A 23,520-nucleotide genomic window follows, 5' to 3' on the forward strand; every position below is an offset into this window, starting at 1 on the left:
GAGAATCCATGCATCGTGTCCTGATCACATTCGCCGCGGCGGGCGGCCTTGCGCTGAGCGCACCGGCCGACGCCCAGCGTCGACTCGGCAGCCTCGTGTTCGAGCCCTGCACCCTGACCGCACCGCTGTCGGTACTGAACGTCGCCGCCCAGTGCACGCGCTTCGAAGTGCCGGAGAATCCGGCCGAGCCCGACGGCCGCAAGATCGAACTCGCGGTGGCCTGGGTGCCCACCGAGAACAGCGCCGGCGCCGACGACCCGCTGTTCATGATCGCCGGTGGGCCGGGCCAGTCCGCGCTGGAGAGCTATCCCGGCCTGCACGGCGCCTTCCGCGAGATCCGCAAGAACCGCCACGTGATCCTGGTCGACCAGCGCGGTACCGGTGGCTCCAACAAGCTGACCTGCACCACCGAGGGGGGCGAAGCGGGCGTCCTCGACGACATGGCCGAGGACGATCCCGCCGCCTGGCGCGCCTTCGCCGAGCGCTGTCGCGATGAGCTCACGCCGAAGGCTGATCTCACCCAGTACACCACCAGCGTCGCCATCACCGATCTCGACGCCGTGCGCCAGGCGATCGGCGTGCAGCAGATCAATCTGCTCGGCGTCAGCTACGGCACTCGCGTCGCCCAGCAGTACATGCGCCGCTATCCGCAGCACACCCGCAGCGTGGTGCTGGACTCGGTGGTGCCGAACACCCTGGTGCTGGGCGCCGAGCACGCGCGCAACCTGGAAGACGCGCTCGACCTGCACTTCGCCCAGTGCCAGCAGGTGCCTGCCTGTGCCGAGCGCTTCGGCAGCCCGCGCGAGGATCTGAACGCGCTGCTCTCGGAGCTGCGCGAGGCGCCGCGCGCGGTCAGCTGGCGTGATCCGCTGTCCGGCGAGGAGAAGCAGGGCGAGCTGACCGCCGGCCACGTCAGCGCGGTCGCGCGCATGTATGCGTATGCGCCAGCGCTGGCGGCGATGCTGCCGCTGTCCCTGCACGAGGCGGCGCAGGGTCGCGCCAGTGCACTGATGGCGCAGGCCGAGATGATCACCGGTTCGCTGTCGGAACAGATCACCCACGGCATGCAGCTGTCGGTGCTGTGCAGCGAGGACGCACCCCTGCTCAAGCCGGATCCGCTGGATGCGACCCGCACGCTCGGCGACCTGATTACGCGGGTCACCGTCGAGCAGTGCGCGGTGTGGCCGCGCGGCGAGGTGCCGGCGGAGTTCAGCGACCCGGTGAAATCGGACATCCCGACGCTGCTGCTGTCCGGGGAGTTCGATCCGGTGACACCCCCCCGCTATGGCGATGAGGTGGCCGAGCACCTCGGCAATGCGCGGCATCTGATCCTGCGCGGCCAGGGCCACAGCGTCTCCGGCGTCGGCTGCATGCCGCGCGTGCTGGGCGAGTTCATCGACAAGACCGCGCCCCGGGACATCGACGCCGACTGTCTCGACAGCCTGAAACCCAATCCGCCGTTCGCCGGCTACCACGGCTGGGAGCCCTGAGATGCTGATCTGCGACAACCTGAGCAAGCAGTTCAAGACCAAGACCGGCGTGGTCAAGGCGGTCGACGGCGTCAGCTTCCGCGCCGAGGACGGCCAGATCACCGGCCTGCTGGGCCCCAATGGCGCCGGCAAGACCACCACCCTGCGCATGCTCTACACCCTGATGCGCCCGGACACCGGCACGGTCAGCGTCGATGGCGTCGACATCTTCAAGGACGCTGAAGCCGCGCGCCGTCGCCTGGGCGTGCTGCCGGATGCGCGCGGCGTCTACAAGCGCCTGACCGCGCGCGAGAACATCGAGTACTTCGGCCGCCTGCACGGCATGGACGAGGCCCTGATCCGCGAGCGCACGGCGCGTCTGGTCTCGGCACTGGGCATGGAGGAGATCCTCGACCGCCAGGCCGAGGGCTTCTCGCAGGGCCAGCGCACCAAGACCGCGATCGCACGCGCGCTGGTGCACGACCCGAAGAACGTGATCCTCGACGAGCCCACCAACGGTCTCGACGTGATGACCACCCGCGGCCTGCGTCATTTCCTGCAGCAGCTGAAGGCGGAAGGCCGCTGCGTGGTGTTCTCCAGCCACATCATGCAGGAGGTCGCCGCCCTGTGTGACCGCATCGTCATCATCGCCAAGGGCCGCGTGGTGGCCCAGGGCACGCCCGATGAGCTGCGCGCGCTGACCGGCGAGACCAACCTCGAAGAGGCCTTCGTCAAGGCCATCGGCTCGGAAGAAGGACTGTTCGCATGAAGGCCGCCTGGACCGTTCTGAAGAAGGAACTTCTGGATCTGTTCCGCGACCGCCGCACGGTGATGATCAGCCTGCTGATGGGGCCGCTGTTCGGCCCGGCGCTGATGGTCGGCCTGATCACCTTGATCGCCAGCAAGGAGATGGACCGCGCCGAGAAACCGCTGAAGCTGCCGGTGATCGGCGCCGAGCACGCGCCCAACCTGGTCGACTGGCTGTCCACGATGAACGTGGAAATCGAGCCGGCCCCGGCCGATCCCGATGCGGCGATCCGCAACCAGGATGAGGACGTGATCCTGCGCATCCCGGCCGAGTACGCCGAGGAATGGCGCAAGAGCCGGCCGGCGCCGATCGAGATCCTCTACGACTCGACCCGCCAGGACACCCGCACTCCGCTGCGCCGCGTCGAGGGCCTGCTGGAAATCTACGACCGCCAGATGGGCGCCCTGCGCCTGGTTGCGCGCGGCATCAACCCGGCCGTCGGCACGCCGGTGCTGGTGCAGCACCGCGACCTGTCCACGCCCGAGAGCCGCGCCGGCATGCTGCTGGCCTTCCTGCCCTACATCCTCATCCTGAGCGGCTTCCTCGGCGGCGCCCAGCTGGCGATGGATGCCACCGCCGGCGAGCGCGAGCGGCAGTCGCTGGAGCCGCTGCTGGCCACGCCGTCCGCGCGCGGCGCGATCATGAGCGGCAAGCTGGGTGCGGCCGCGGCCTTCGCCCTGCTGACGGCCCTGCTGACCCTGCTGTCCTTCAAGGCCTTCTTCAGCTTCATCCCGGCCTCGATGCTCGGCTTCAAGATCGACATCAGCTGGCTGGCGATCGGCAAGCTCTTCCTGCTGATCATGCCGATCGCGGTGTTCGGCTCCTGCCTCGTCACCCTGCTGGCGGCCACCACCAAGAGCATGAAGGAAGCGCAGAGCTACATGGCCCTGCTGATGCTGCTGCCGATGCTGCCGACGCTCGTGCTGATGGTCTCGCCGGTGAAGAACCAGCTGTGGATGTCGGCGGTGCCGCTGCTCGCGCAGAACCAGCTGATCCTGAAGGTCGTGCGCGGTGAGGTCGTCAGCGGCGCCGAATGGGCGATCGCGCTGGGCGCCGGCCTGCTGTTGGCAGGTGTGGTCTGGCTGATCGCCGCCAAGCTGTATCACCGGGAGCAGCTGGCGATATCGGCTTGAGGGGCCGGGAATCGGGAATTGGGAATTGGGAACTGGGAATCGTAGAAGCAGGGCGCGGCGAGGTTTCTCGCCGCGCCCATAGGGTGGGCCCTGGCCCACCGTGGCCTTCGCCCTTGCCCCGCTCGCGCCGTTCCAATGCACGCTGCGCTCAGCAGCGGCGGGCATCGAAGTCACCGCGGTGCGGAGCCCATGGTGGGCCAGGGCCCACCCTATGAAGCTGCCGGGCCTGTGATCCGTGGTCCGCGAATCGGGGATGGGATCCAAAGGCCGAATCCCTCGATGCGTGGCGCGACGAGGGTGTGTGCCGCACGCATAGGGTGGGCCCTGGCCCACCATGGCCTTCGCACTCGCCCCGCGCATGCGTTCCTGATGTCGCTGCGCGACCCGCCTGTCTGCGCTACGCGCCCGGCGATGTCTGCCACCCTCGCCACCTCCACGTTCCGCATGGCACAGTGCGGCGGTTTCGTCAGACTTGCCGAGCGATGCGCCTCTTGCCCTGCTTCTTCAACTCCCGCCACGGGCTGCACCCATGCGCCTGATCCGCAGCCCTCTGCGCGTGCTCACCATCCTGCGCGTGGCCCTGCGCTATCGTCTGGATGGCCTGTTGGAAGGCAGCCGCCTGGCCGGGCTGCTGCGGGTGTTGAAGCCCTTCGTGCCGGCGGCGCGCGGTGCGGCGAAGGAGCTCTCGCGCGGGGCGCGGCTGCGGTTGGCGCTGCAGGATCTGGGGCCGATCTTCGTCAAGTTCGGCCAGGTGCTGGCGACCCGGCGCGATCTGCTGCCGCCGGACATCGCCGACGAACTCTGCCTTCTGCAGGACCAGGTCGCGCCGTTTCCGGGCGCACTCGCGCGTGCGGCCATCGAGCGCGAGCTGGGCGGGCGCGTCGAGGACCACTACGCGCGCTTCGACGAAACGCCGCTGGCCTCGGCTTCGATCGCCCAGGTCCACGCCGCCGAGCTGCCCGATGGTCGCGCGGTGGTGATCAAGGTGCTGCGGCCGGGCATCGCCCAGACCATCGAAGCCGACATCAGCCTGCTGCGCACGATTGCCTCACTGGCCGAGCGCTTCGGCCCCGACCCGGAACGCACGCGCCCGGCCGAAGTCGTGGACGAGATCGCGCGCTCGCTGCGCGACGAACTCGACCTGCAGCGCGAGGGCGCCAATGCCTCGGTGCTGCGCCGGCACTTCGAGGGCTCGAAGGACCTCTACGTGCCGCAGGTGTTCTGGGACCTCACCACCGAAGGCGTGCTGACCCTGGAGCGCGTGCACGGCGTGCGCAGCGACGATCTCGCCGCCATCGAGGCCGCCGGCATCGACCGCCGCGCGCTGGCGGCCAAGGGCGTGCAGCTGTTCTACACCCAGGTGTTCCGCGACAACTTCTTCCACGCCGACGCGCATGCGGGAAACATCTGGGTCGACACTACCCGCGTCGACGTGCCGCGCTTCATCGCGCTCGACTTCGGGATCATGGGCGCGCTGCCCGAGATCGACCAGTACTACCTGGCCGAGAACTTCACCGCGATCTTCGAGCGCGACTACCGACGCATCGCCCAGCTGCATCTGGATGCCGGCTGGATGCCGGGCACGGTGCGCATCGATGAACTCGAAGGCGCGGTGCGCACGGTCTGCGAGCCGTACTTCACGCGGCCGCTGTCGGAGATCGCACTCGGCGAAGTGCTGCTCAAGCTGTTCAAGGTCGCGCACCAGTACAAGCTGACCATCCAGCCGCAGCTGATCCTGCTGCAGAAGACCCTGCTCAACATCGAGGGCCTGGGCCGTCTGCTGGATCCGAAGCTCGACATCTGGGCGGTGGCCAAGCCGGTGCTGGCCGAGATCCTGCGCGAGAAGCGCAACCCGCAGGCGCTGCTGAAGCGCGCGCGCATGCGCATTCCGCAGATCCTCGCGGCCGCGCCCGAAGTCGCCGAACTCGCGCATGAGTATCTGAAGCAGGCGGCCAGCGGCCGCGCCGCCCTGCGCCTGCATTCGGACGACCTGAAGCGGCTGGCTGACGCCGCCCAGGCCGGGCACCGGCAGACCGTGTTTGCCGTACTTGGCGTCGGCCTGATGCTGCTCAGCGTGGGCGTGCACCTGCTGCCTCCCGTAGGCAAGGACTGGATCGGCACGCCCATCACCGTCTGGCTGGCGGGCATCGGTGCCGTCGCTGCCTTTATCGCGGCGTGGCCCCGAAGATCCTGAGCGTCCACGCTCCGTCAGCGCGACCCGTCTGCCTTCCGTCGGAACGTTCGCGCAGTGCCGGCCGCCGCTGGCACACTCGCGATCCCGCAGGCCCCTGTTCGAGAAAACGTCCATGAACCTGTTGCGCTGCCTTGCCATCACCCTGCTGCTGGCGACGACATCCGCTTCCGCCCAGGACAGACCCGTGGACCCGCCCGCCGCGCCGGTGAGCAATCAGCAGCAGGCCGCGCGTGCGGCGTTCATCCGCGAGCGGATCGAGGCCCAACGCCGCAACATGCGGCTCAACGCCAGCGGCGAAGTGCGGGTGCTGCGCGAGCCGCTGTTCGACGGCTATGTGCTGGAGTTCGAGCACAACCTGGTGTTCGAGGACGTGCGCGAACAGGCCGGCTTCCAGGTGCGCGAGTACGAGCTCGCCCTGCGCCTGGTCGAGCCGCGCGTGGCGATTGCCCAGCTGATGCAGCGCCTGCTCGACGCCGGCTTCAAGGTGGAGTCGCCGATCGGCCCACCGGAGGCGCGCGTGCTGCGCTTCTGGCGCCAGGGGCGCTCGGTGCAGGACGCCCGCTTCAGCGTGCATGTGGGCGAGCGTGCGCTGTCGGCCACGCCGGATCCGGTCGAGCGCGGCGCCACCGGCGTGCTGATCCTGCGCCTGTACGAACGCACGTCGGAGTGATCCACAGCGACATACGTTTCCGACATCCGGGTCACAGGCGCGCTCGCCGCGCGTCCTGCGCCCGCTGCTTGAGGCGGCCCTCCGCCGCCGTGACACCCCGCGATCCGTGCGGCCTGTACGCGATCGACTTCGACAAGGAATCGAGCCATGAATGACGCACGCAAGACCGTCGAGAACCTGTTCGGCGGCGGCCGTTCGCCGCGCGCCGGCGGCGGTGGGGGCGCCCCGCAGATGCCGAAGATCCCCGGCGGCCTGATCGCCTTCGGCGTCGTCGCCATCCTCGCGCTCTGGGGCGTGGGCAGCGTGTTCTACACGGTGCAGCCCGAGGAGCGTGGCGTGGTCAAGCGCTTCGGCGAGGTGGTCAAGATTGCCGACCCCGGCCTGCACTTCAAGCTGCCCTTCGGCGTCGACACCGTACAGCTGGTCGCCACCGAGCGGGTGCTCAAGCAGGAGTTCGGCTTCCGCACCACCGGCATTGGCGAAGACGGCGCCAGCCAGTACGACCCCAACGACTTCGCCGAGGAGTCACTGATGCTGTCTGGCGACCTCAATATCATCGACGTCGAGTGGGTGGTGCAGTACCGCATCGCCGACCCGATGAAGTACATCTACTCGATGCGCGAGCCGACCCGCACCCTGCGCGACCTCAGCGAGTCGGTGATGCGCCGCGCGGTCGGCAATCGCCTGGGCAGCGAGGTGCTGACCACCGCCCGCGTGGAGATCAGCAACCTCGTGCGCGACGAAGTGCAGCAGGCGATGGAGCGCTACGAGACCGGCATCCACATCGTCACCGTCGAGCTGCAGGACGTGGTGCCGCCGCGCGCCGTGCAGCCGGCCTTCAACGAGGTGAACGAAGCGCGCCAGGAGCGCGAGCGGATGATCAACGAGGCGCAGAAGCAGGCCAACCAGCAGCTGCCGCTGGCCCGCGGCCAGGCCAACCGTGCGATCGCCGAAGCCGAAGGCTATGCCACCGAACGGGTCAACCAGGCGCTGGGCGAGACCGCGCGCTTCTCGGCGATCCTCGCCGAGTATCGCAGCGCGCCCGAGGTCACGCGCACGCGCATGTACCTCGAAACCCTCAACGAAGTGCTGCCCAGGATCGGCAGCGTGGTGGTGCAGCAGAAGGGGCAGATCTCGCCCGTGCCGCTGATCAACCTGCGTGATGCCCAACCCCAGCCCGCCGCTTCCGGAGACCGTCGATGAAAAGCCCCATCATCCTTGGCGCCATCGCCCTGCTGGGCCTGATCGTGCTGCGCGACGCGACCTTCGTCATCGACCAGGCCGAGCAGGCCATCCTGGTGCAGTTCGGCGAGCCGATCGGCGAGCCGATCAACGAGCCCGGCCTGCACTTCAAGACGCCCTTCATCCAGGAAGTGCGGCGCTTCGACAAGCGCCTGCTGGCGTGGGACGGCGACGTCAGCCAGATCCCGACGCTGGGCCGCGAGTTCGTGATCGTCGACACCACCGCCCGCTGGCGCATCGCGGACCCGCTGCAGTTCATGCGCTCGGTGCGCGATGAGTCCGGCGCGCGCACGCGACTGGACGACATCATCGACTCGGTGGCGCGCGACATCGTCTCGGGCACCAACCTCGAGGAGATCGTGCGCTCGCGCGACTGGCAGGTCGACAGCGAGACGGCCGAGGCCGAAGAGGGCGTCGTGCGCGGCGATGTCGATCTCGACAAGCCCAAGAAGGGCCGCGAGCGGCTGGAGCAGGAGATGCTGGCGGCCGCCTCGCGCCTGATGCCGGAACTCGGCATCGAGCTGGTCGACGTGCGCATCAAGCGCATCAACTACATCGACAGCGTGCGCCGCCAGGTCGAGACGCGGATGATCGCCGAGCGCCAGTCGATCGCCGAACGCTTCCGCTCCGAGGGCCAGGGCCGCAGCCAGGAGATCCTGGGCGATATGGAGCGCCAGCTGCGGACCATCCGTTCCGAGGCCGAACGTCAGGCCGCCGAGATCCGCGGCCGCGCCGATGCCGAAGCGACCCGCATCTACGGCGAGGCCTACGGCGCCGACCCCGAGTTCTATGCTTTCTTCCGCACCCTGGAGAGCTACCGCAACCTCGGTGACAACTCGACCCTGATGCTGGATTCGGAGTCCGATTTCTTCCGCTATCTGCAGTCGACCCGTCGCCGCTGAGGCGGCGCCGGGTCGACGTGATTCGGGATTCGGGATTCGCAAGAGCAGGGCGCGGCAAGAGTCATCGCCGCGCCCATAGGGTGGGCCCTGGCCCACCGTGGCCTCCGCGCTCGACCCGGTCCGACCGGCTGCAGTGCCAGCGCTGACCAGGATAGTGTCCAAACCGGGTAGCGAAGCTAAAGGTGGGCCAGGGCCCACCCTATACGCTTGGCGCAATCTCGACCGCAGCCGGGCCCCGGCGAATCCCTGCCCGGCCCTCGCGCGCAGCGCTCGGGCGTTCGCCGACGCACGCGGCATGCCGCGTAGGCGCGTCGCCTCGCCCGGCCCTCGCGCGCAGCGCTTGGGCGTTCGCCGACGCACGCGGCATGCCGCGTAAGCGCGTCGCCTCACCCCCCATCCCGGCCCTCCATGTACACGCCTGCTGCCTTCCGACTCGATGAACCCGCCGCACTCGCCCTGATCGACGCGCATCCGCTGGCGACGCTGGTGTGCAGCGATGCCGAGGGCAGCGAGGTGAACCTGCTGCCGCTGCTGCAGGAAGGGGAGGCGAGCCTGATCGGCCATATCGCCCGGGCGAATCCGCTGTGGCAGCGCTTCGCCGACGGCGCGCGCGTGGTGGCGGTGTTCCGGGGCGCGCAGGGCTATGTGCATCCGGGCTGGTATCCGGCCAAGCGCGAGCACGGCAAGGTGGTTCCGACCTGGAACTACGAGGCGGTGGTGGTGCACGGGCGGATCTGCTGGCAGCACGACGCGTCGACCCTGCTGTCGCGCGTGCAGGCGCTGACCCGGCATATGGAAGCGCCGCGCGAGGCGCCCTGGCAGGTGGCGGACGCGCCGGCCGACTACACCGAGGCCCTGCTGCGGGCCATCGTCGGCCTGCGCATCGACATCGAGCGCATCGAGGCCAAGGCCAAACTCAGCCAGAATCATCCGGCCGCCAATCGCGAGGGCGTGATCCTGGGGCTTGTCGATCCGGACGATCCGCATGCCGATCCGGCACTCGCGGCCGCGATGCGCGCGCGCGCTTCGGATCGCTGAGGATTCGCGAGGTTTGTGCACGGCCAAGTCCGCGACCGCGGCAGCGCTCTGAAAACAGGGTGGGCCCTTGCTCAACCGCTCCACATAGGGTGGGCCCTGGCCCACCATGGCCTGCAGGCTCGCCAAGCCTGCCGATGCTGATCGACGCGTCGTAACGCCTGCGGCGGAGAATTGCCGGGGCGAAACCCTCGCTCATGGTGGGCCAGGGCCCACCCTATGCGGATCTCGACACCGAGGCTTGCCTTGGAGGCGTGGCTTGGGAGCCCGCTGCGAAAGCCGGTGCGTCAGGTGACAACGACGGGTTCCGAACGATTGCCGGATCGGGAGCGCTCCGAGAACGCCCAAACCCCCAAACGCTCCAAACCCCCAAACGCTCCAAACGCTCCAAACGCTCCAAACGCTCCAAACGCTCCAAACGCTCAGCGCCCGAACAGCTTGCCGGCCATGCCCAGCAGGCCGTCCACGCCGCCGGCGGCGTCGAGCAGGCTGCCGCCGCTGCTGGCCTTGTCGATGATGGCCGGGATGGCGGCTTCGAGGCCCTGGGTCGCGCTGCCGGTGTCGATGCCGAGCTGTCTGGCGAAGTCGCCGATCGCGCCCGAGCCCAGCACCTGCATCAGCTGTGCGCCGCCGATCGGCGCGTTGGCGCCGTCGCCAAGCCAGCTCTGCGCCAGGCTGGCCAGGCCGCCGCTGCTGAATTTCTGCACCAGGCCGGCGAGATCGAGCCGGCCGCTGCCGTCGCCGAGCAGGCCGATGAGCGCCTTCACGACGGCCTCGATCGGCAGGCCCTGGGCCTGCGAGCCGGCCTGCTTCTGGAAGATCTCCGCGCCCATGCGCAGCACGCTGTTCAAGTCCATGGCGGTGCTCCCTCAGATCTCGCCGGATTGGCCCGGCGAGTGTGGACGCATGACCTTGAGATCGCCAGCCCGCCTCGCGCGTGGGGCGCTTCACCCTGAAGCCCGAGCTTGCTCGGCGATCGAACGAGAACGGACGGCGCCACCGCAACGGAGCGCGCCGTCAGTGGCCTACTCGTAGCCCGCCACCCACTCGCGCAGGCTGGCCTCGCTGAAGGCGCCGAACTTGCGCTTGGCGATGCGGCCTTCGGCGTCGATCAGCACCGAGTAGGGCAGGACCGAATTGGCATTGCCCAGCGTGGTGGACAGATCCACCCGCCCCGGCTGGGCCAGGAACATCGGGAACTCCACCGGCAGGTCGCCGAGGAAGCGCTCGACCTCGGCCGGGTCATCCAGGGCGATGCCGATCACCTGCAGGCCGTCGGCGCCGCTGCGCTGGTGCAGCGCATCGAGCAGGGGCAGCTCTTCGATGCAGGGCGGGCACCAGGTCGCCCAGAAGTTGATCAGCAGCGGGCGGCCGTCGAAGTCGCTGAGCTTGGCCGTGCTGCCGTCGAGCCTGCGCAGCTCGGCGTCCGGACGCTTGGCGCCTTCTTCGAGCACCACCGTGCCCTGCGGCAGCGGTGGCACGCTGGGCGTTGCGAAGTGCCGGCCCAGCAGCACGCCGCCGATGCCGCCGACCAGGGCGAAGCCCATGATCACCGCCATCTGTGCGCGCTTCATGGGGCGTCTCCGGCCAGTGCCGCCTGCACGCTGGCCTCGGTGAGGATCGTCGGCAGTACGCGGCCCTCGGGCTCACCCGCACGGAACACCACGTAGAGCGGCACGCCGACGGCGCCGTGCTGCTCAAGGAACTCGGTGATGGCCGGGTCGACATTGGTCCAGTCGCCGACCATGTAGACCGCATTCGCCGCAGCCAGCGCGTCCTTGAACACCGGCTGCGAGAGCACGCGGGCCTCGATGGCCTTGCAGGTCACGCACCAGTCGGCGGTCATGTTGACGAAGACGGTGCGGCCTTCGCTGCGCAGCGCGGCCAGCCGCTGCGCCGAGTAGGGCTCGACGCCTTCGGCTTGGACCGCAGCACTCGGCGTCGGCAGGCGTTCAACCATCAGCAGCGGCACGGCAGACGCGGCGATCAGCAGCCAGGCCAGTGCGCGCGCCGCGCCCTTCTCGGCGTAGCGGCTGCGCTCGAAGGCCCACAGGCCAGCGGCCAGCACGACGAGACCGATCAGGGCCAGGGCCACCGCATCCATGCCGCGCTGGTTGCCCAGCACCCACAGCAGCCAGACCGCCGTGAGGTACATCGGGAAGGCGAGGATGTTCTTGAAGGTCTCCATCCACGCGCCGGGTTTGGGCAGGCGTTGCGCCAGCGCCGGCACGAAGCCGATCAGCAGGAAGGGCAGGGCGAGCCCAAGGCCCAGCGCGAGGAACAGGGCGATGCCCAGCCAGGCCGGCGCGGTGAAGGCAAAGGCCAGGGCCGGGCCCATGAAGGGCGCGGTGCAGGGGCTGGCCACCACCACCGCCAGCACGCCGGTGAAGAAGTCGCCCGCCGGGCCGCTGCGCTGGGTCAGGCCCTGGCCGACGCCGGCGATGCCGCCGCCCAGCGTGAACACGCCCGACAGCGAGAGGCCGACCGCGAACATCACGTAGACGACGAAACCGACGAACAGCGGCTGCTGCAGCTGGAAGCCCCAGCCGAGCGCCTCGCCGGCGGCGCGCAGGCCGAGCGCCAGCGCGCCGAGTGCCGCAAAGCTGACCAATACGCCGGCGGTGTACCAGAGCGCATGCGCGCGCGCCTTGTGCGCGCTTTCGCCGCTTTGCGCCAGGCCGATCGCCTTCAGCGACAGCACCGGCAGCACGCAGGGCATCAGATTCAGGATCAGGCCGCCGGCCACCGCACCCAGCAGGGCCAGCAGCACCGCGCCGAGGCCGAGGTCCGCGCCCGGCGGCCGGGTGCGCGCCACGTCCTCCGGCGGCAGTTCGCGGGCGGCGCCCGCCGGCAGGTCCAGCGCTACGCGGCGGGTCATCGGCGGGTAGCAGATGCCTTCCGTCTGGCAGCCCTGGAACTCGGCGACCACGCTGACGTTCGCGGCTGCGCCGGTGGCGCGGGCGATCGGCAGCTCGATCTCGACCGGGTCGAAGTAGACCAGCACCTCGCCGAAGTGCTCGTCGCGGTGGTTCACGCCGGGCGGCCAGCGCGGCTCGCCTGCGGTGGCTTCCTCACCCTCGATGCGGAAGCCCGAACGGTCGCGGTAGACGTAGTAGCCGCGCGCCGGGGTGATCCGCAGCAGCAGAGTGTCGGCGCCGTCGGCGATGGCCTCGAACTGGAAGGCCTCGGCCTCGGGCAGGGGCGCGGCCTCGACGCCGCTCGATTCGACGCTGAAGGGCGCCGGCGTGGCCAGAGACCCGCTGCGCTCACCGATGATTGGGGTGAAGCTCGGCGCCGGCAGGCCGGGCAGGCCGCCCGCGGCGGGCGCTGTTGGCAAGCCGCTGGAGGCGGCTGCCGAGACCGGCAGCCGTACCTCGATGCGCTTGGTATGCGGCGGATAGCAGATGCCGACATCGGCGCAGCCCTGGTAGCGCACCTTGAGCGGCAGACGACCGTCCGGCCCGGCGCGCACGCCGTCGAGCCTCGCGATCAGCTCACCGCGGTAGGTTTCGACATCGCCGAAGAAATCGTCGGTGTAGGCCGTGCCCGGCGGCATCGCCAGCTCGCCGGCCGAGAGGCCTTCGCCGTCCGCTTCGGCACCGGTGCGATGGCGGTAGAGGTAGTAGCCCTCGGCGATCTGCCAGCGCAGCTCGACGGACTCGGCATCGAGCGCGCGCGCTTCCAGGCGGAAGGCCTCGTCGATGGGCAGCAGCTCGGAATCGTCGATGGCGGGGGCGAGGCGGCTGGCAACAAGCAGCAGCAGGCCGGCGAGGCGGAGGATCAGGGGCATGGGATTCGCGTCGAAGCAGGGCGCGCGGCGGTCGGGACCAGACCGCGGCCAGCACGGATAGTTCGCCGGGGCCGGCGAAACGGAGCGAGAAGCTTAGCGAATCGGGCCGCGGTGGGCCCGTGAGCGTCACCGGCCCCGCCCGTTCAAGCGGGCGGGGCCGGCCGCGTGCTGCGATCAGTTCGGCGCTTCGAAGCCGTTGCCGAAGATCCGAGTCGGCGTCGGCGGCGGGGCCAGCTGGCATGTCGCCGGGCGGCTGCTGGTGAACAGGGCCTGGGTGCCCCACTCCGGATGGTCGATGAAGGGATTGCGGTTGCCCTGGTAGGAGAACACCACGTCATTGCGGCGGCGTTCGGCCTCACTCGGCGGGTCGGCCTGGTGCCAGGCCAGCACCGTGCTCATCAGGCCCATATAGGCCGGCGAGTTGCTGGTGCCGACGATCAGGCTGCGGTTGTCGGTGAGCTCCAGGTCCGGCTCGACCTGGCCGGTCACCGGGTGGGTGCCGCCTTCATAGCGGATCGCCATGTACAGGATGGTGCGGGCGAAGTCGCCCTTGCGCGCGCTCCAGACCTCGTAGCTGCTGCCGTTGAACCAGTTCGAGTTGCCCGGGTACTGGCCGGTGCCGCCGCCTACGCCCAGGTTCACCTCGGTCGGACGCTCGCTGCAGCCGCTGCTCTGCGCGCAGTCGGCATAGGGCTTGTTGCCGCGGTCGGCGTTGTAGCCGGTATCGGTGAGATACAGCATGTGGGTGTCGGTGTAGGGCGCATACGGCCGGCCCTGCGCGTCGGTCTGGCTGGGGAAGCCCAGCGAGTTCGGCCAGCTGTGCTCGCGGTTGTAGGTGATGCCGCTGCCGGTGCCGGCGCGATCGCTGCCCTTGACGTACTTGCGGTTGCGGTAGGCGTCGATGATCCGGGTGGGGTCGTTGGGGTCTTCCTCGGCCAGCTCCAGGATCGTCCAGGTGCTGGTGCCTGCGCCCGAGTACGGGAAGGCGGTGTGGCCGCGGATGGTGGCGTGCAGCGAGCAGCGCAGCTGCTCGGGGCTGCTGGTGTTGACCTGCGCGTAGTAGCCGCTGGCGCCGGCGCTGACGCTGAACTCGACCACCACGTTCGCCGCCAGGTTCTGGCCGCTGGCGTCGGTGATGCGGTCGGCCAGGATGCGCAGGGTGCAGCTGTCGCCCTCTTCCAGCAGGGCCTGCGGCGACAGCGTGATGGTCTGGCCGCTGGCCGGATGGCTGAGGGCGATCGCGCCGGCGGCATCGCACTCGAGGCTGAAGGCCGGCGCCGCCAGGTTCACGCTCTCGCTGAACTGCACGCTCGGCGTCACTGCCGGTGCGACGTTGGCGGCACCGTTGGCCGGCGTGGTCGACAGCACCTGCGGCGGCAGGTCGGCTTCGGTGCTGAAGACGAGGCTGATGTCGGCGGCGAGGGGCTCGGGCGTGCCGTCGCGATCGGTGACCGCGGATGCCGGGATGCTGAGCGCACAGTTCGCCGAGTAGGGCAGGGCGCTGTTCGGCGTCAGCACGATCTCGCTGGCCGGGCTGTTGCTGCTGAAAGCGACCGCATTGCCGCCGCAGCTGAAGTTCACCGCGGCCGCATTCAGATCGACGCTTTCGGAGAAGCGCAGCCGCGGCGCCTGGCTGACGGACACATTGGTGGCGTTGTTGACTGGCGTGGTCGACAGCAGCACTGGGGGCACGTCGGCCAGGGTGCCGATGACGAGGTCGTCGATGGCGAGGCCGTCGTCGTTGCTGGAGGCGTTGAAGTCGACCCAGCGGATCCACAGCACCTGGTCGGCGCCCCAGTTCAGGCCGGTGATCTCGCCGCTGATGGCCGCGCGATTGGCGGCGGCGTTGCCGTCCAGCGGACCCGGGGCTGCGCTGGTGTTTGGCGCGACGAAGCGCAGCGCGCTTACCGCGGTCCAGGTGCCGGTGGTCAGGCTGGTGGCATCCAGGCTGTACTCGAAATCGAGGCGGTCTTCGCGGCCTGCCGTGCCCAGCCGCCATTGCTCACCGGTGTAGGACAGGCCGAGCGAAGACAGCGCGCCGCCGCTGCGGTTGACCAGCTGCAGGCCGAAGCGGCTGTTGAGCGAACCCGACAGCAGTGCACCGAGTGCGCGCTCGCTGGAGCCGGTGCTGCCATAGCTCCAGGTGTCGCCGCTGTTGCTGCTGCCGTCGCCGGCCTGGTACTGGCCGTTGTTGTTGCTGCTGGTGCCCGCCTCGGCGATCGCCCAGCCGGCCGGCAGCGCAGCGCTGCTGCCGCTGTTGGCCAGCGTGTCGAAGTCCTGGCTGTAGCCGCCAGTGAAATCCACCTGTGCGGTGGCGAGCTGCGGCAGGGCCGCACACGAAAACAGGAACGCGACCGACGCGAGCGCGCGGCCGAAGACGATGCGCATCTGGAACCCCCGAAGCATGCAGTGGATTGGCCCGGCAACGGGGGCAGCGCGATCGTCCTTCCCTGACGGTGCGCGGCCTCGCGGTGGCGCCGCCCGCGCGTGCGGGTCGGCCCGAACGGGCGAAGGTTCCGCCAGGCGCCGTGCCCGAACGGAAGAACCGCCAAGGATAGCGGCCGAATGCTGCGCTGTCTTTTCAACGAAAGGCCGTTGTGCGCCGCCCCAGAGGATCACCGGTGGCGGGTGGCGTCACGCGAGGTGTGTGTCGTTGGGCGTTGTCTTCGCCACAAGCTCAGGGCTGGTTGGCGCAGCCTGCGATCAGGGACCGGGGCGAGCGCTTGGGCCGTGGTGGGCCAGGGCCCACCCCATGACGGCGGGCGTGCGCGCCAGTTCGACGCGAGTTGAAGGACTCCGCTTCAGGCCGTCCGTACCGGCGGCGTCGAACCGAAGCGTACCCAGTCGAGATAGGCGGGCAGCCCGCCGTCGATCGGGATCGCGACCAGCTCGGGCAGCGCGTAGGGATGCAGCCGCGTGATCTCGTTCATCAGTGCGGGCAGGCTGCTGGCGCGGGTCTTGATCAGCAGCTGCACTTCGCGGGCGGTTTCCACTTCGCCCTGCCAGCGATACACCGAGGTCACCCCCGGCAGCAGGCTGACACAGGCGGCGAGCTGGGCATCCACCAGCGCGCGGGCGATGGCCTCGGCGACCAGCGGATCAGGGGCGGTGGTGAGGACGAGCTGGAGGTCGGACATCTTGGAGCCGGGATTTGGGATTGGGGGTGAGGCGACGCGCTTACGCGGCATGCCGCGTGCGTCGGCGAACGCCCGAGCGCTGTGCGCGAGGGCCGGGTAGGGATTCGCAGGAGCGGGCTCGGCGGGGAAGACCGCTGAGGGCTCTCGATCGGCTGCGTGTCACAGCAGGGGGGCGCAGAGGCGATCCGGATCGCTCGCGCACTTCTTCGGAGTGCCTCCCCCTTGAAAGCGCAGATCGCCCGCCCCATCTGTCACCCGCCCCGACGCTGACGTCGGTCGAGCAGCCTACCCCGGCTGGCATCGACGACGTCACATTCCGTGGCTAAACTTGGCACTCACCAACGGCGAGTGCTAACAAAGCGCGTTGGACCATCGACAAATCAGTCACTTACCGAGGATCCACATGAACCTGAAACCCCTGCACGATCGCGTCGTCATCAAGCGCATGGAAGAAGAGAAGGTCTCTGCCGGCGGCATCGTGATCCCCGACAGCGCCACCGAGAAGCCCATCCGCGGCGAAATCGTCGCCGTCGGCGAGGGCAAGCCGCTCGACAACGGCAGCGTGCGCGCGCTGAAGGTCAAGGCCGGCGACAAGGTGCTGTTCGGCAAGTACGCCGGCACCGAGGTGAAGGTCGACGGCACCGATTACCTGGTGGTGCGCGAGGACGACATCTTGGCCGTCATCGGCTGAAGCCGCTGACGGCGGGATTCGGGAGTAGGGATTCGGGATTCGTAGAAGCCAAGCGCTTCCGCCCCTCGGGGGCGTATCGATCCCGACGCCCTGCCCGAAACCCGCCACCGCTGATGTCGCGAATCCCGAATCACGAATCCCCAATCACGCTTTAGAGGAACATCTCATGGCAGCCAAAGAAATCAAGTTCGGCGAAGACGCCCGCGTCAAGATCCTGCGCGGCGTGAACATCCTGGCCAACGCCGTCAAGGCCACGCTGGGCCCGAAGGGCCGCAACGTCGTGCTCGACAAGAGCTTCGGCGCCCCCACCATCACCAAGGACGGCGTCTCCGTCGCCAAGGAAATCGAGCTTGCCGACAAGTTCGAGAACATGGGCGCGCAGATGGTCAAGGAAGTCGCTTCCAAGACCTCCGACAACGCCGGTGACGGCACCACCACCGCCACCGTGCTGGCGCAGGCGTTCATCCGCGAGGGCATGAAGGCGGTCGCCGCCGGCATGAACCCGATGGACCTGAAGCGCGGCATCGACAAGGCCGTGATCGCCGCCGTCGCCGAGCTGAAGAAGCTCTCCAAGCCCACCGCTGACGACAAGGCCATCGCCCAGGTCGGCACCATCTCGGCCAACTCGGATGAGTCGATCGGCAACATCATTGCCGACGCCATGAAGAAGGTCGGCAAGGAAGGCGTGATCACCGTTGAAGAAGGCTCGGGCCTGGAGAACGAGCTGGACGTGGTCGAGGGCATGCAGTTCGACCGCGGCTACCTGAGCCCGTACTTCATCAACAACCAGCAGAGCCAGCAGGTCGAGCTGGATGACCCGTTCATCCTGCTGCACGACAAGAAGATCTCGAACGTCCGCGAGCTGCTGCCCGTGCTGGAAGGCGTGGCCAAGGCCGGCAAGCCGCTGCTGATCGTCGCCGAAGAAGTCGAGGGCGAAGCCCTGGCGACCCTGGTGGTCAACACCATCCGCGGCATCGTCAAGGTCTGCGCAGTGAAGGCCCCGGGCTTCGGCGACCGCCGCAAGGCGATGCTGGAAGACATGGCCATCCTGACCGGCGGCACGGTCATCTCCGAAGAAGTCGGCCTGCAGCTTGAGAAGGCCACCATCAAGGATCTGGGCCGCGCCAAGAAGATCGTCGTCTCCAAGGAGAACAGCACGATCATCGACGGCGCCGGTGAGGCCGAAGGCATCCAGGCCCGCATCAAGCAGATCAAGGCGCAGATCGAGGAGACCTCCTCCGACTACGACCGCGAGAAGCTGCAGGAGCGCGTGGCCAAGCTGGCCGGCGGCGTGGCCGTCATCAAGGTCGGTGCCGCCACCGAAGTCGAGATGAAGGAGAAGAAGGCCCGCGTCGAAGACGCCCTGCACGCCACCCGTGCGGCCGTCGAGGAAGGCGTGGTCCCGGGCGGCGGCGTCGCCCTGATCCGCGCGCTGACCGCGATCGCTGACCTGAAGGGCATCAACGAAGAGCAGAACCACGGCATCGTGATCGCCAAGCGCGCCATGGAAGCCCCGCTGCGCGAGATCGTCACCAACGCCGGCGAAGAGCCCTCCGTCATCCTCAACAAGGTGGCAGAAGGCCAGGGCAACTTCGGCTACAACGCCGCCACCGGCGAGTTCGGCGACATGGTGGCCATGGGCATCCTGGACCCGACCAAGGTCACCCGCACCGCGCTGCAGAACGCAGCCTCGATCGCCGGCCTGCTGATCACCACCGAAGCCATGGTCGCCGAGCTGCCGAAGAAGGACGCCCCGGCGGCCGACCACGGCCACGGCGGCGGCATGGGTGGTATGGACTTCTAAGTCCGGCTTCTCCAAGCGTCACGCGTTGAACAGAAGCCCCGCCTTGTGCGGGGCTTCTGCTTTCTTGACCGCCAGCGGTGTCGACTGCCGCAGCGATTGCCGAACACCACCGCGCCGGCATAACCTGCGCTGGCTTAGCCGCGAGAGCCTCCACATGCTGAAGAACCATTGCCGGGAAAAGCTCATCAACGCCGCGATCTACTTCGCGAAGAACACGCGTTTCTGCGGCAAGATCAAGCTCATCAAGCTTCTCTACCTGCTCGACTTCGAACACTTCCGGCAGACGGGCGCTTCGGTGACCGGCCAGGAGTATCGCGCCATGAAGATGGGCCCGGTGCCGATGGAGCTGTATCAGGAGTGGGACGCACTCGAAGCGGACTTTGCCGATGCGATCGAGATCGTTCCAGAAAAAGTCGTGGACTTCATGCGCGAGTCTGTCCGCCCCAAGCGCGTCTTTGACGACGCCCACTTCACGAGGCGCGAACTGCGCCTGATGGAAGACCTTGCGGAGCGCTTCCGCGACGATTTGTCCAAGCCGATGATCGGCGTCACCCACGAAGAGCGAGGTCCTTGGGCTGCGATCTGGGACAACGGCCGCGGCTACCTCGAACGCATCCCCTACACCTTGGCGATCCGCGACGAAGATCCGCACGCCGAGGTGATCCGCGAAGCCGCAGCCGAGCGCGAAGGCATTCGTCAGGCGAATCTGCACTGATCTATGCCTGCCCGCATTGGCCACGTCTACCAGGACGCGTGCTTCTACGCCGACGCCGACAGCGGCGAGCTCAAGCGCAAGTTTCTGTTGGTGCTCGCCGCTGAACCCGGGCGCGACATCGTGGCGCGGCTCCTCACCAGCCGCTACGCCAGCCTGAGGCCTCGGGAGCCCGCCTGCTTCCACGGAGACCCTTATCCCGGCTTCTTTCTCGGGGTGCCTGGCGGCCCGCTCAACCGGGAGACCTGGCTTGATCTGCGGGCGATGGGTGATCTCGATGCTTGGGATTTCGCGCGACACCTCAGCGAAGGCCGCATCACCGATGTGGGCCCGATAGCGGTTGCATTGTTTAGGGGCGCACTCGCCTGCGCTGCGAGTGCAGACGACACCACCCGTTCGCAAGAAAGCCGCATCCGCAATGCACTGGCGCAGCTCGGCTGACACCCACTGCAATTCCCGCTAACGTGCGGCCATCGATCTTTCCCGCTGCGGGCCTTCGATGTCCCAGAAATCTCTCAATTTCAGCGTGCTCGACAAGCACGATGCCGAGCTCGCTCGTTTGGGCGCCTTGGCCGAGCGGTACTTCATCGAAGACCCGAGCACCTGTCTGATCAAGCTTCGTCAGCTGGCCGAGGCGCTCGCCCAGCTCGTCGCCTCGCGCGCCGGCACACTCGGATCCAACGACGAAGGCTTTGCGGACTTGCTGGTGCGGCTGCAATCCGAAGGGCTTGTGCCTCGCGACATCGCCACCTTGTTTCATCAAGTCCGCAAAGCCGGCAATTCGGCGGCGCATGAGCGTTCTGGCGACCATCGCGATGCACTCCGCATGCTGCGCTTCAGTCGCGAGCTGTCGATCTGGTATCACCGCACCTTCTTCGACCCCGACTTCGCTGCGGGTGCCTTCGTGCCACCACGCGCACCCAAGGACTCCAGCGCTGAGCTTCGCGAGGACCTCGAAGCATTGCGGCTGGAGCTCGAAGTTCATCGAGCCAGCGGAGAGATCACCGCGGAGCAGCTGCGAGCCGCCCAGGCGCTCGCAGCGCAGCTGAGCGAGGAGCGCGACATTTGGGAGCAGCTCGCGTCGGAAGCCGAGAGCGATCGCCACGCACTGAAGCAGCGCATTGCTGAACTTCAGGCAATGCACGCCGGGGATGCTCCTCAGAGGATGCAACGTTTTGCGCGCGCCGCGCAGGCCGCGGCCAATCAACTCAAACTCAGCGAAGCCGACACCCGTCGCCTCATCGACCAGCAGCTTCAGCAAGCCGGTTGGGAGGCCGACAGCCAGCGTCTTCGATATGCCAAAGGCACGCGCCCGCAGAAGGGCAAGAACCTCGCCATCGCCGAGTGGCCGACCGAACACGGTCCTGCCGACTATGTGCTGTTCGTTGGCCTGCGTCCGTTGGCCGTGGTGGAAGCAAAATCGCGCAGCGTCGATGTGCCCTCGGCCCTGCAGCAAAGCCGGCGCTACAGCCGGGGCTTCAAGGCTGAGGGCGGCGTGGAGCTGGCCGAAGTCAACTTTGGCGCTGACGCGGAATATCGCGTGCCGCTGGTGTACGCGACCAACGGCCGTCCCTACCTTCGCCAGCTGTCGACCAAGAGCGGCGTTTGGTTTTGTGACCTGAGAAGCGCCGAGAACCTCGCTCGCCCCCTGGATGGATGGCATAGCCCGGAAGGTCTGGTTGCACTTCTGAAGCAAGACGCGGCCGAAGCACACGCCAAGCTTGCCAACGAACCCTTCGTGTACGGCTTTCCGCTGCGCGACTATCAGCAGCTGGCCATCCAGAAGACGGAGGAGGCAATCGCCTCCGGCCAGCGCGCGCTATTGGTCGCCATGGCGACCGGCACCGGCAAAACCAAAACCTGTATCGCCCTCGTCTACCGGCTGCTGAAGACCGGCCGCTTCCGGCGCGTGTTGTTTCTGGTCGATCGCACCGCACTGGGTGAGCAGGCCCTTGGGGCGTTCAACGAAACGCGGATGGAGAACCTGCAGACCTTCGCTGACACCTTTGGCATTCGCGGGCTGGAGGACGCCAAGCCCGAAGCCTCTACCTCGGTGCATATCGCCACGGTGCAGGGCATGGTCGCGCGCGTCTTGGGTGGCGATGAGGACAGCCCGCCGCCCACCGTCGATCAGTACGACTGCATCGTCGTGGATGAATGCCATCGCGGTTACCTGTTGGACCGCGAGCTGTCAGACACCGAGTTGGGCTTCCGCGGGCAAGAGGACTACATCTCCAAGTACCGCCGTGTGCTCGACTACTTCGACGCCGTCAAGATCGGCCTGACTGCCACGCCGGCGCTGCACACCTCGGAGATTTTCGGCGCTCCGGTGTACTCCTACGGCTACCGCGAAGCCGTCATCGACGGCTACCTGGTCGACTACGAGCCGCCGCTGCAGATCAAGACCGAACTCTCCAGCCAGGGAATTCGCTGGCGTGTCGGAGAGGAGGTCATGCGCTACATGCTGATCAGCGGCGAGGTCGAGCTGTTTCAGGCGCCCGATGACATCAAGCTCGAAGTCGACGACTTCAACCGCAAGGTCGTCACCGAGAGCTTCAACCGCGTGGTCTGCGATTACCTGGCCGGCGAGCTCGATCCCGCCGGCCAACGCAAGACCCTCATCTTCTGCGCCAACGATGCGCATGCCGAGTTGGTGGTGCACCTGCTCAAGCAAGCCTTTGCTCACCGCTACGGCAGCGTTGAAGACGACGCCGTGGTCAAGATCACCGGCCGCGCGGACAAGCCGAGCGAGCTGATCCGCCGCTATCGCAACGAGCGCCTGCCGAATGTGGCCGTGACGGTCGACCTGCTCACCACCGGCATCGACGTGCCGCGCATCTGCAATCTGGTGTTCCTGCGGCGAATCAGCAGCCGCATTCTGTTCGATCAGATGTTGGGCCGAGCCACACGCCTCTGCCCCGACATCGAGCCCGGCGTGGACAAAGAAAGCTTCCGTGTCTTCGATGCCGTGCGCATCTTCGAAGCCCTCGACAAGCTCACCGCCATGCGGCCGGTGGTGGTCAACCCCAACATCGCCTTTGAGCAGTTGGAGAGCGAGCTGGGCAGCCTGCAGGACGAAGCCGCGCTCAGCCTCACGCGCGATCAGTTCGTGGCCAAGCTGCAGCGCAAGCGTCGCCATTTGGGCGACGAGACTCGTGCGCAGGTCGAAACCTTGCTGGGTGCTCCGCTGCAAGCCAGCCTCAAGCACCTGCGCACCTTGCCGCCGGGCGAGCTGCGCGCCTGGTTTGCCCAGCGCGCAGGCATCGGCCGTTTGCTGGATCGCAAAGGCGAAGGCGAGGAGCCCAGCGTGCTGGTGTCCGCCCATCCCGACCGCCTGCTGGAAGTCACGCCCGGCTTCGGTGAGGCCACGCGGCCGGAAGACTACCTGCAAGCATTTGTCGAATTCATCCGCAGCCATGGCAACGAGATCCCTGCCTTGCTCACCGTGCTGCAGCGCCCGCGCGAACTCACCCGCAAGCAGCTGCGCGAGCTCGCCATCGCGCTGGATCAGGCCGGCTATAGCGAGACCAAGCTCAACACCGCGTGGCGGGCCATGACCAATCAGGACATCGCCGCCCGCATCATCGGCCATATCCGTCGTGCAGCGATCGGCGACCCACTGCTGCCCTACGCGGAGCGCGTGGAGCACGCGCTGCAGAAAGTCCTTTCGCGGCCGCCCCACGGCCGCCCTTGGACAGACCCGCAGCGGCGCTGGCTGCGCAGCATTGCCGAGCAGACCAAAGCCAACGGCATCGTTGATCGTGAAGCGCTGGACGACCCCGACCTGTTGTTCCGTCGCGACGGCGGCGGCTTCAGCCGGCTCGATCGCACCTTCGATGGGCAGCTGCTGCAAACCTTGCAGGCCTTCAACGACGCGATCTGGTCGCCCTCGGACCAACCCGCTGCCTGAGCGCCAATAGCCGGCCCCGCAGC

Annotated in this window: 18 protein-coding genes; 13 read left to right on the forward strand and 5 right to left on the reverse strand. The window is 68.0% G+C overall.

The genetic code is table 11. The features are described 5' to 3' along the window. The first annotated feature begins 8 nt into the window (after positions 1-8). From Q0654_RS06255 to Q0654_RS06290, 8 genes are all read left to right on the forward strand, one after another. Positions 9-1,490 carry an alpha/beta hydrolase gene (locus Q0654_RS06255; protein ID WP_298851644.1) on the forward strand — a complete coding sequence of 494 codons (1,482 nt, stop codon included), beginning with the start codon at positions 9-11 and terminating at the stop codon, positions 1,488-1,490. Between the two features lies 1 nt (position 1,491). Then, complete coding sequence (locus Q0654_RS06260; protein ID WP_298851646.1) at positions 1,492-2,238, forward strand: ATP-binding cassette domain-containing protein; 747 nt, start codon at positions 1,492-1,494, stop codon at positions 2,236-2,238. After that, positions 2,235-3,410: an ABC transporter permease gene (locus tag Q0654_RS06265; RefSeq protein ID WP_298851648.1), complete on the forward strand. Its 1,176-nt coding sequence runs from the start codon at positions 2,235-2,237 to the stop codon at positions 3,408-3,410. Before Q0654_RS06260 ends, Q0654_RS06265 begins: the two co-directional genes overlap by 4 nt. Before the next feature lie 538 nt (positions 3,411-3,948). After that, the gene (ubiB, locus tag Q0654_RS06270) at positions 3,949-5,604 is read left to right on the forward strand and encodes a ubiquinone biosynthesis regulatory protein kinase UbiB (RefSeq protein ID WP_298851689.1); all 1,656 of its coding nucleotides are present in this window, start codon (positions 3,949-3,951) and stop codon (positions 5,602-5,604) included. A 112-nt stretch (positions 5,605-5,716) separates the two neighbouring features. Continuing rightward, positions 5,717-6,274 (forward strand): hypothetical protein, encoded by a 558-nt coding sequence (locus tag Q0654_RS06275; protein ID WP_298851649.1) that lies wholly within the window; start codon positions 5,717-5,719, stop codon positions 6,272-6,274. Between the two features lie 147 nt (positions 6,275-6,421). Continuing rightward, a complete protein-coding gene (gene hflK / locus Q0654_RS06280; protein WP_298851652.1) occupies positions 6,422-7,477 on the forward strand; it encodes an FtsH protease activity modulator HflK in 1,056 nt (351 codons plus the stop codon). Continuing rightward, positions 7,474-8,418, forward strand: a complete 945-nt coding sequence (hflC, locus tag Q0654_RS06285; protein WP_298851653.1) for a protease modulator HflC — start codon at positions 7,474-7,476, stop codon at positions 8,416-8,418. The genes hflK and hflC overlap by 4 nt, the downstream gene beginning before the upstream one ends. 408 nt (positions 8,419-8,826) lie before the next feature. Further along, positions 8,827-9,456: an FMN-binding negative transcriptional regulator gene (locus tag Q0654_RS06290; protein ID WP_298851654.1), complete on the forward strand. Its 630-nt coding sequence runs from the start codon at positions 8,827-8,829 to the stop codon at positions 9,454-9,456. Between the two features lie 419 nt (positions 9,457-9,875). On the opposite strand, the gene Q0654_RS06295 is transcribed toward Q0654_RS06290, so the two are convergent. The 5 genes from Q0654_RS06295 to cutA all read right to left on the reverse strand — a co-directional run bounded on the left by Q0654_RS06295 (position 9,876) and on the right by cutA (position 16,380). Beyond that, on the reverse strand, positions 9,876-10,310 hold the full coding sequence (locus Q0654_RS06295) for a YidB family protein (protein ID WP_298851655.1): 435 nt from the start codon (positions 10,308-10,310) through the stop codon (positions 9,876-9,878). Positions 10,311-10,478: 168 nt separating this feature from the next. Then, positions 10,479-11,027: a TlpA disulfide reductase family protein gene (locus Q0654_RS06300; protein ID WP_298851656.1), complete on the reverse strand. Its 549-nt coding sequence runs from the start codon at positions 11,025-11,027 to the stop codon at positions 10,479-10,481. Continuing rightward, positions 11,024-13,243 carry a protein-disulfide reductase DsbD gene (locus tag Q0654_RS06305; protein WP_298851658.1) on the reverse strand — a complete coding sequence of 740 codons (2,220 nt, stop codon included), beginning with the start codon at positions 13,241-13,243 and terminating at the stop codon, positions 11,024-11,026. The genes Q0654_RS06300 and Q0654_RS06305 overlap by 4 nt, the downstream gene beginning before the upstream one ends. Before the next feature lie 174 nt (positions 13,244-13,417). Then, positions 13,418-15,631, reverse strand: coding sequence for an endonuclease (locus Q0654_RS06310; RefSeq protein ID WP_298851659.1), 2,214 nt, complete (start codon positions 15,629-15,631; stop codon positions 13,418-13,420). A gap of 413 nt (positions 15,632-16,044) precedes the next feature. Further along, positions 16,045-16,380, reverse strand: a complete 336-nt coding sequence (cutA, locus tag Q0654_RS06315; RefSeq protein ID WP_298851660.1) for a divalent-cation tolerance protein CutA — start codon at positions 16,378-16,380, stop codon at positions 16,045-16,047. Positions 16,381-16,783: 403 nt separating this feature from the next. Between cutA and groES the strand changes: the two genes are divergently transcribed. The 5 genes from groES (at position 16,784) to hsdR (ending at position 23,497) form a co-directional block, all read left to right on the forward strand. Further along, positions 16,784-17,071: a co-chaperone GroES gene (groES, locus tag Q0654_RS06320; RefSeq protein ID WP_298851661.1), complete on the forward strand. Its 288-nt coding sequence runs from the start codon at positions 16,784-16,786 to the stop codon at positions 17,069-17,071. A 166-nt stretch (positions 17,072-17,237) separates the two neighbouring features. After that, positions 17,238-18,875: a chaperonin GroEL gene (gene groL, locus Q0654_RS06325; protein ID WP_298851663.1), complete on the forward strand. Its 1,638-nt coding sequence runs from the start codon at positions 17,238-17,240 to the stop codon at positions 18,873-18,875. A 154-nt stretch (positions 18,876-19,029) separates the two neighbouring features. After that, on the forward strand, positions 19,030-19,590 hold the full coding sequence (locus Q0654_RS06330) for a type II toxin-antitoxin system antitoxin SocA domain-containing protein (RefSeq protein WP_298851665.1): 561 nt from the start codon (positions 19,030-19,032) through the stop codon (positions 19,588-19,590). A gap of 3 nt (positions 19,591-19,593) precedes the next feature. Continuing rightward, entirely contained in the window at positions 19,594-20,028 is a 435-nt protein-coding gene (locus tag Q0654_RS06335; protein ID WP_298851667.1) for a hypothetical protein, read from the forward strand. A 58-nt stretch (positions 20,029-20,086) separates the two neighbouring features. Then, positions 20,087-23,497 carry a type I restriction-modification system endonuclease gene (gene hsdR, locus Q0654_RS06340; protein ID WP_298851669.1) on the forward strand — a complete coding sequence of 1,137 codons (3,411 nt, stop codon included), beginning with the start codon at positions 20,087-20,089 and terminating at the stop codon, positions 23,495-23,497. Positions 23,498-23,520: the final 23 nt, after the last annotated feature.

It is taken from the genome of uncultured Aquimonas sp., from assembly GCF_937888285.1.
In the GTDB taxonomy this organism is placed as follows: Bacteria; Pseudomonadota; Gammaproteobacteria; order Xanthomonadales; family Xanthomonadaceae; genus Aquimonas.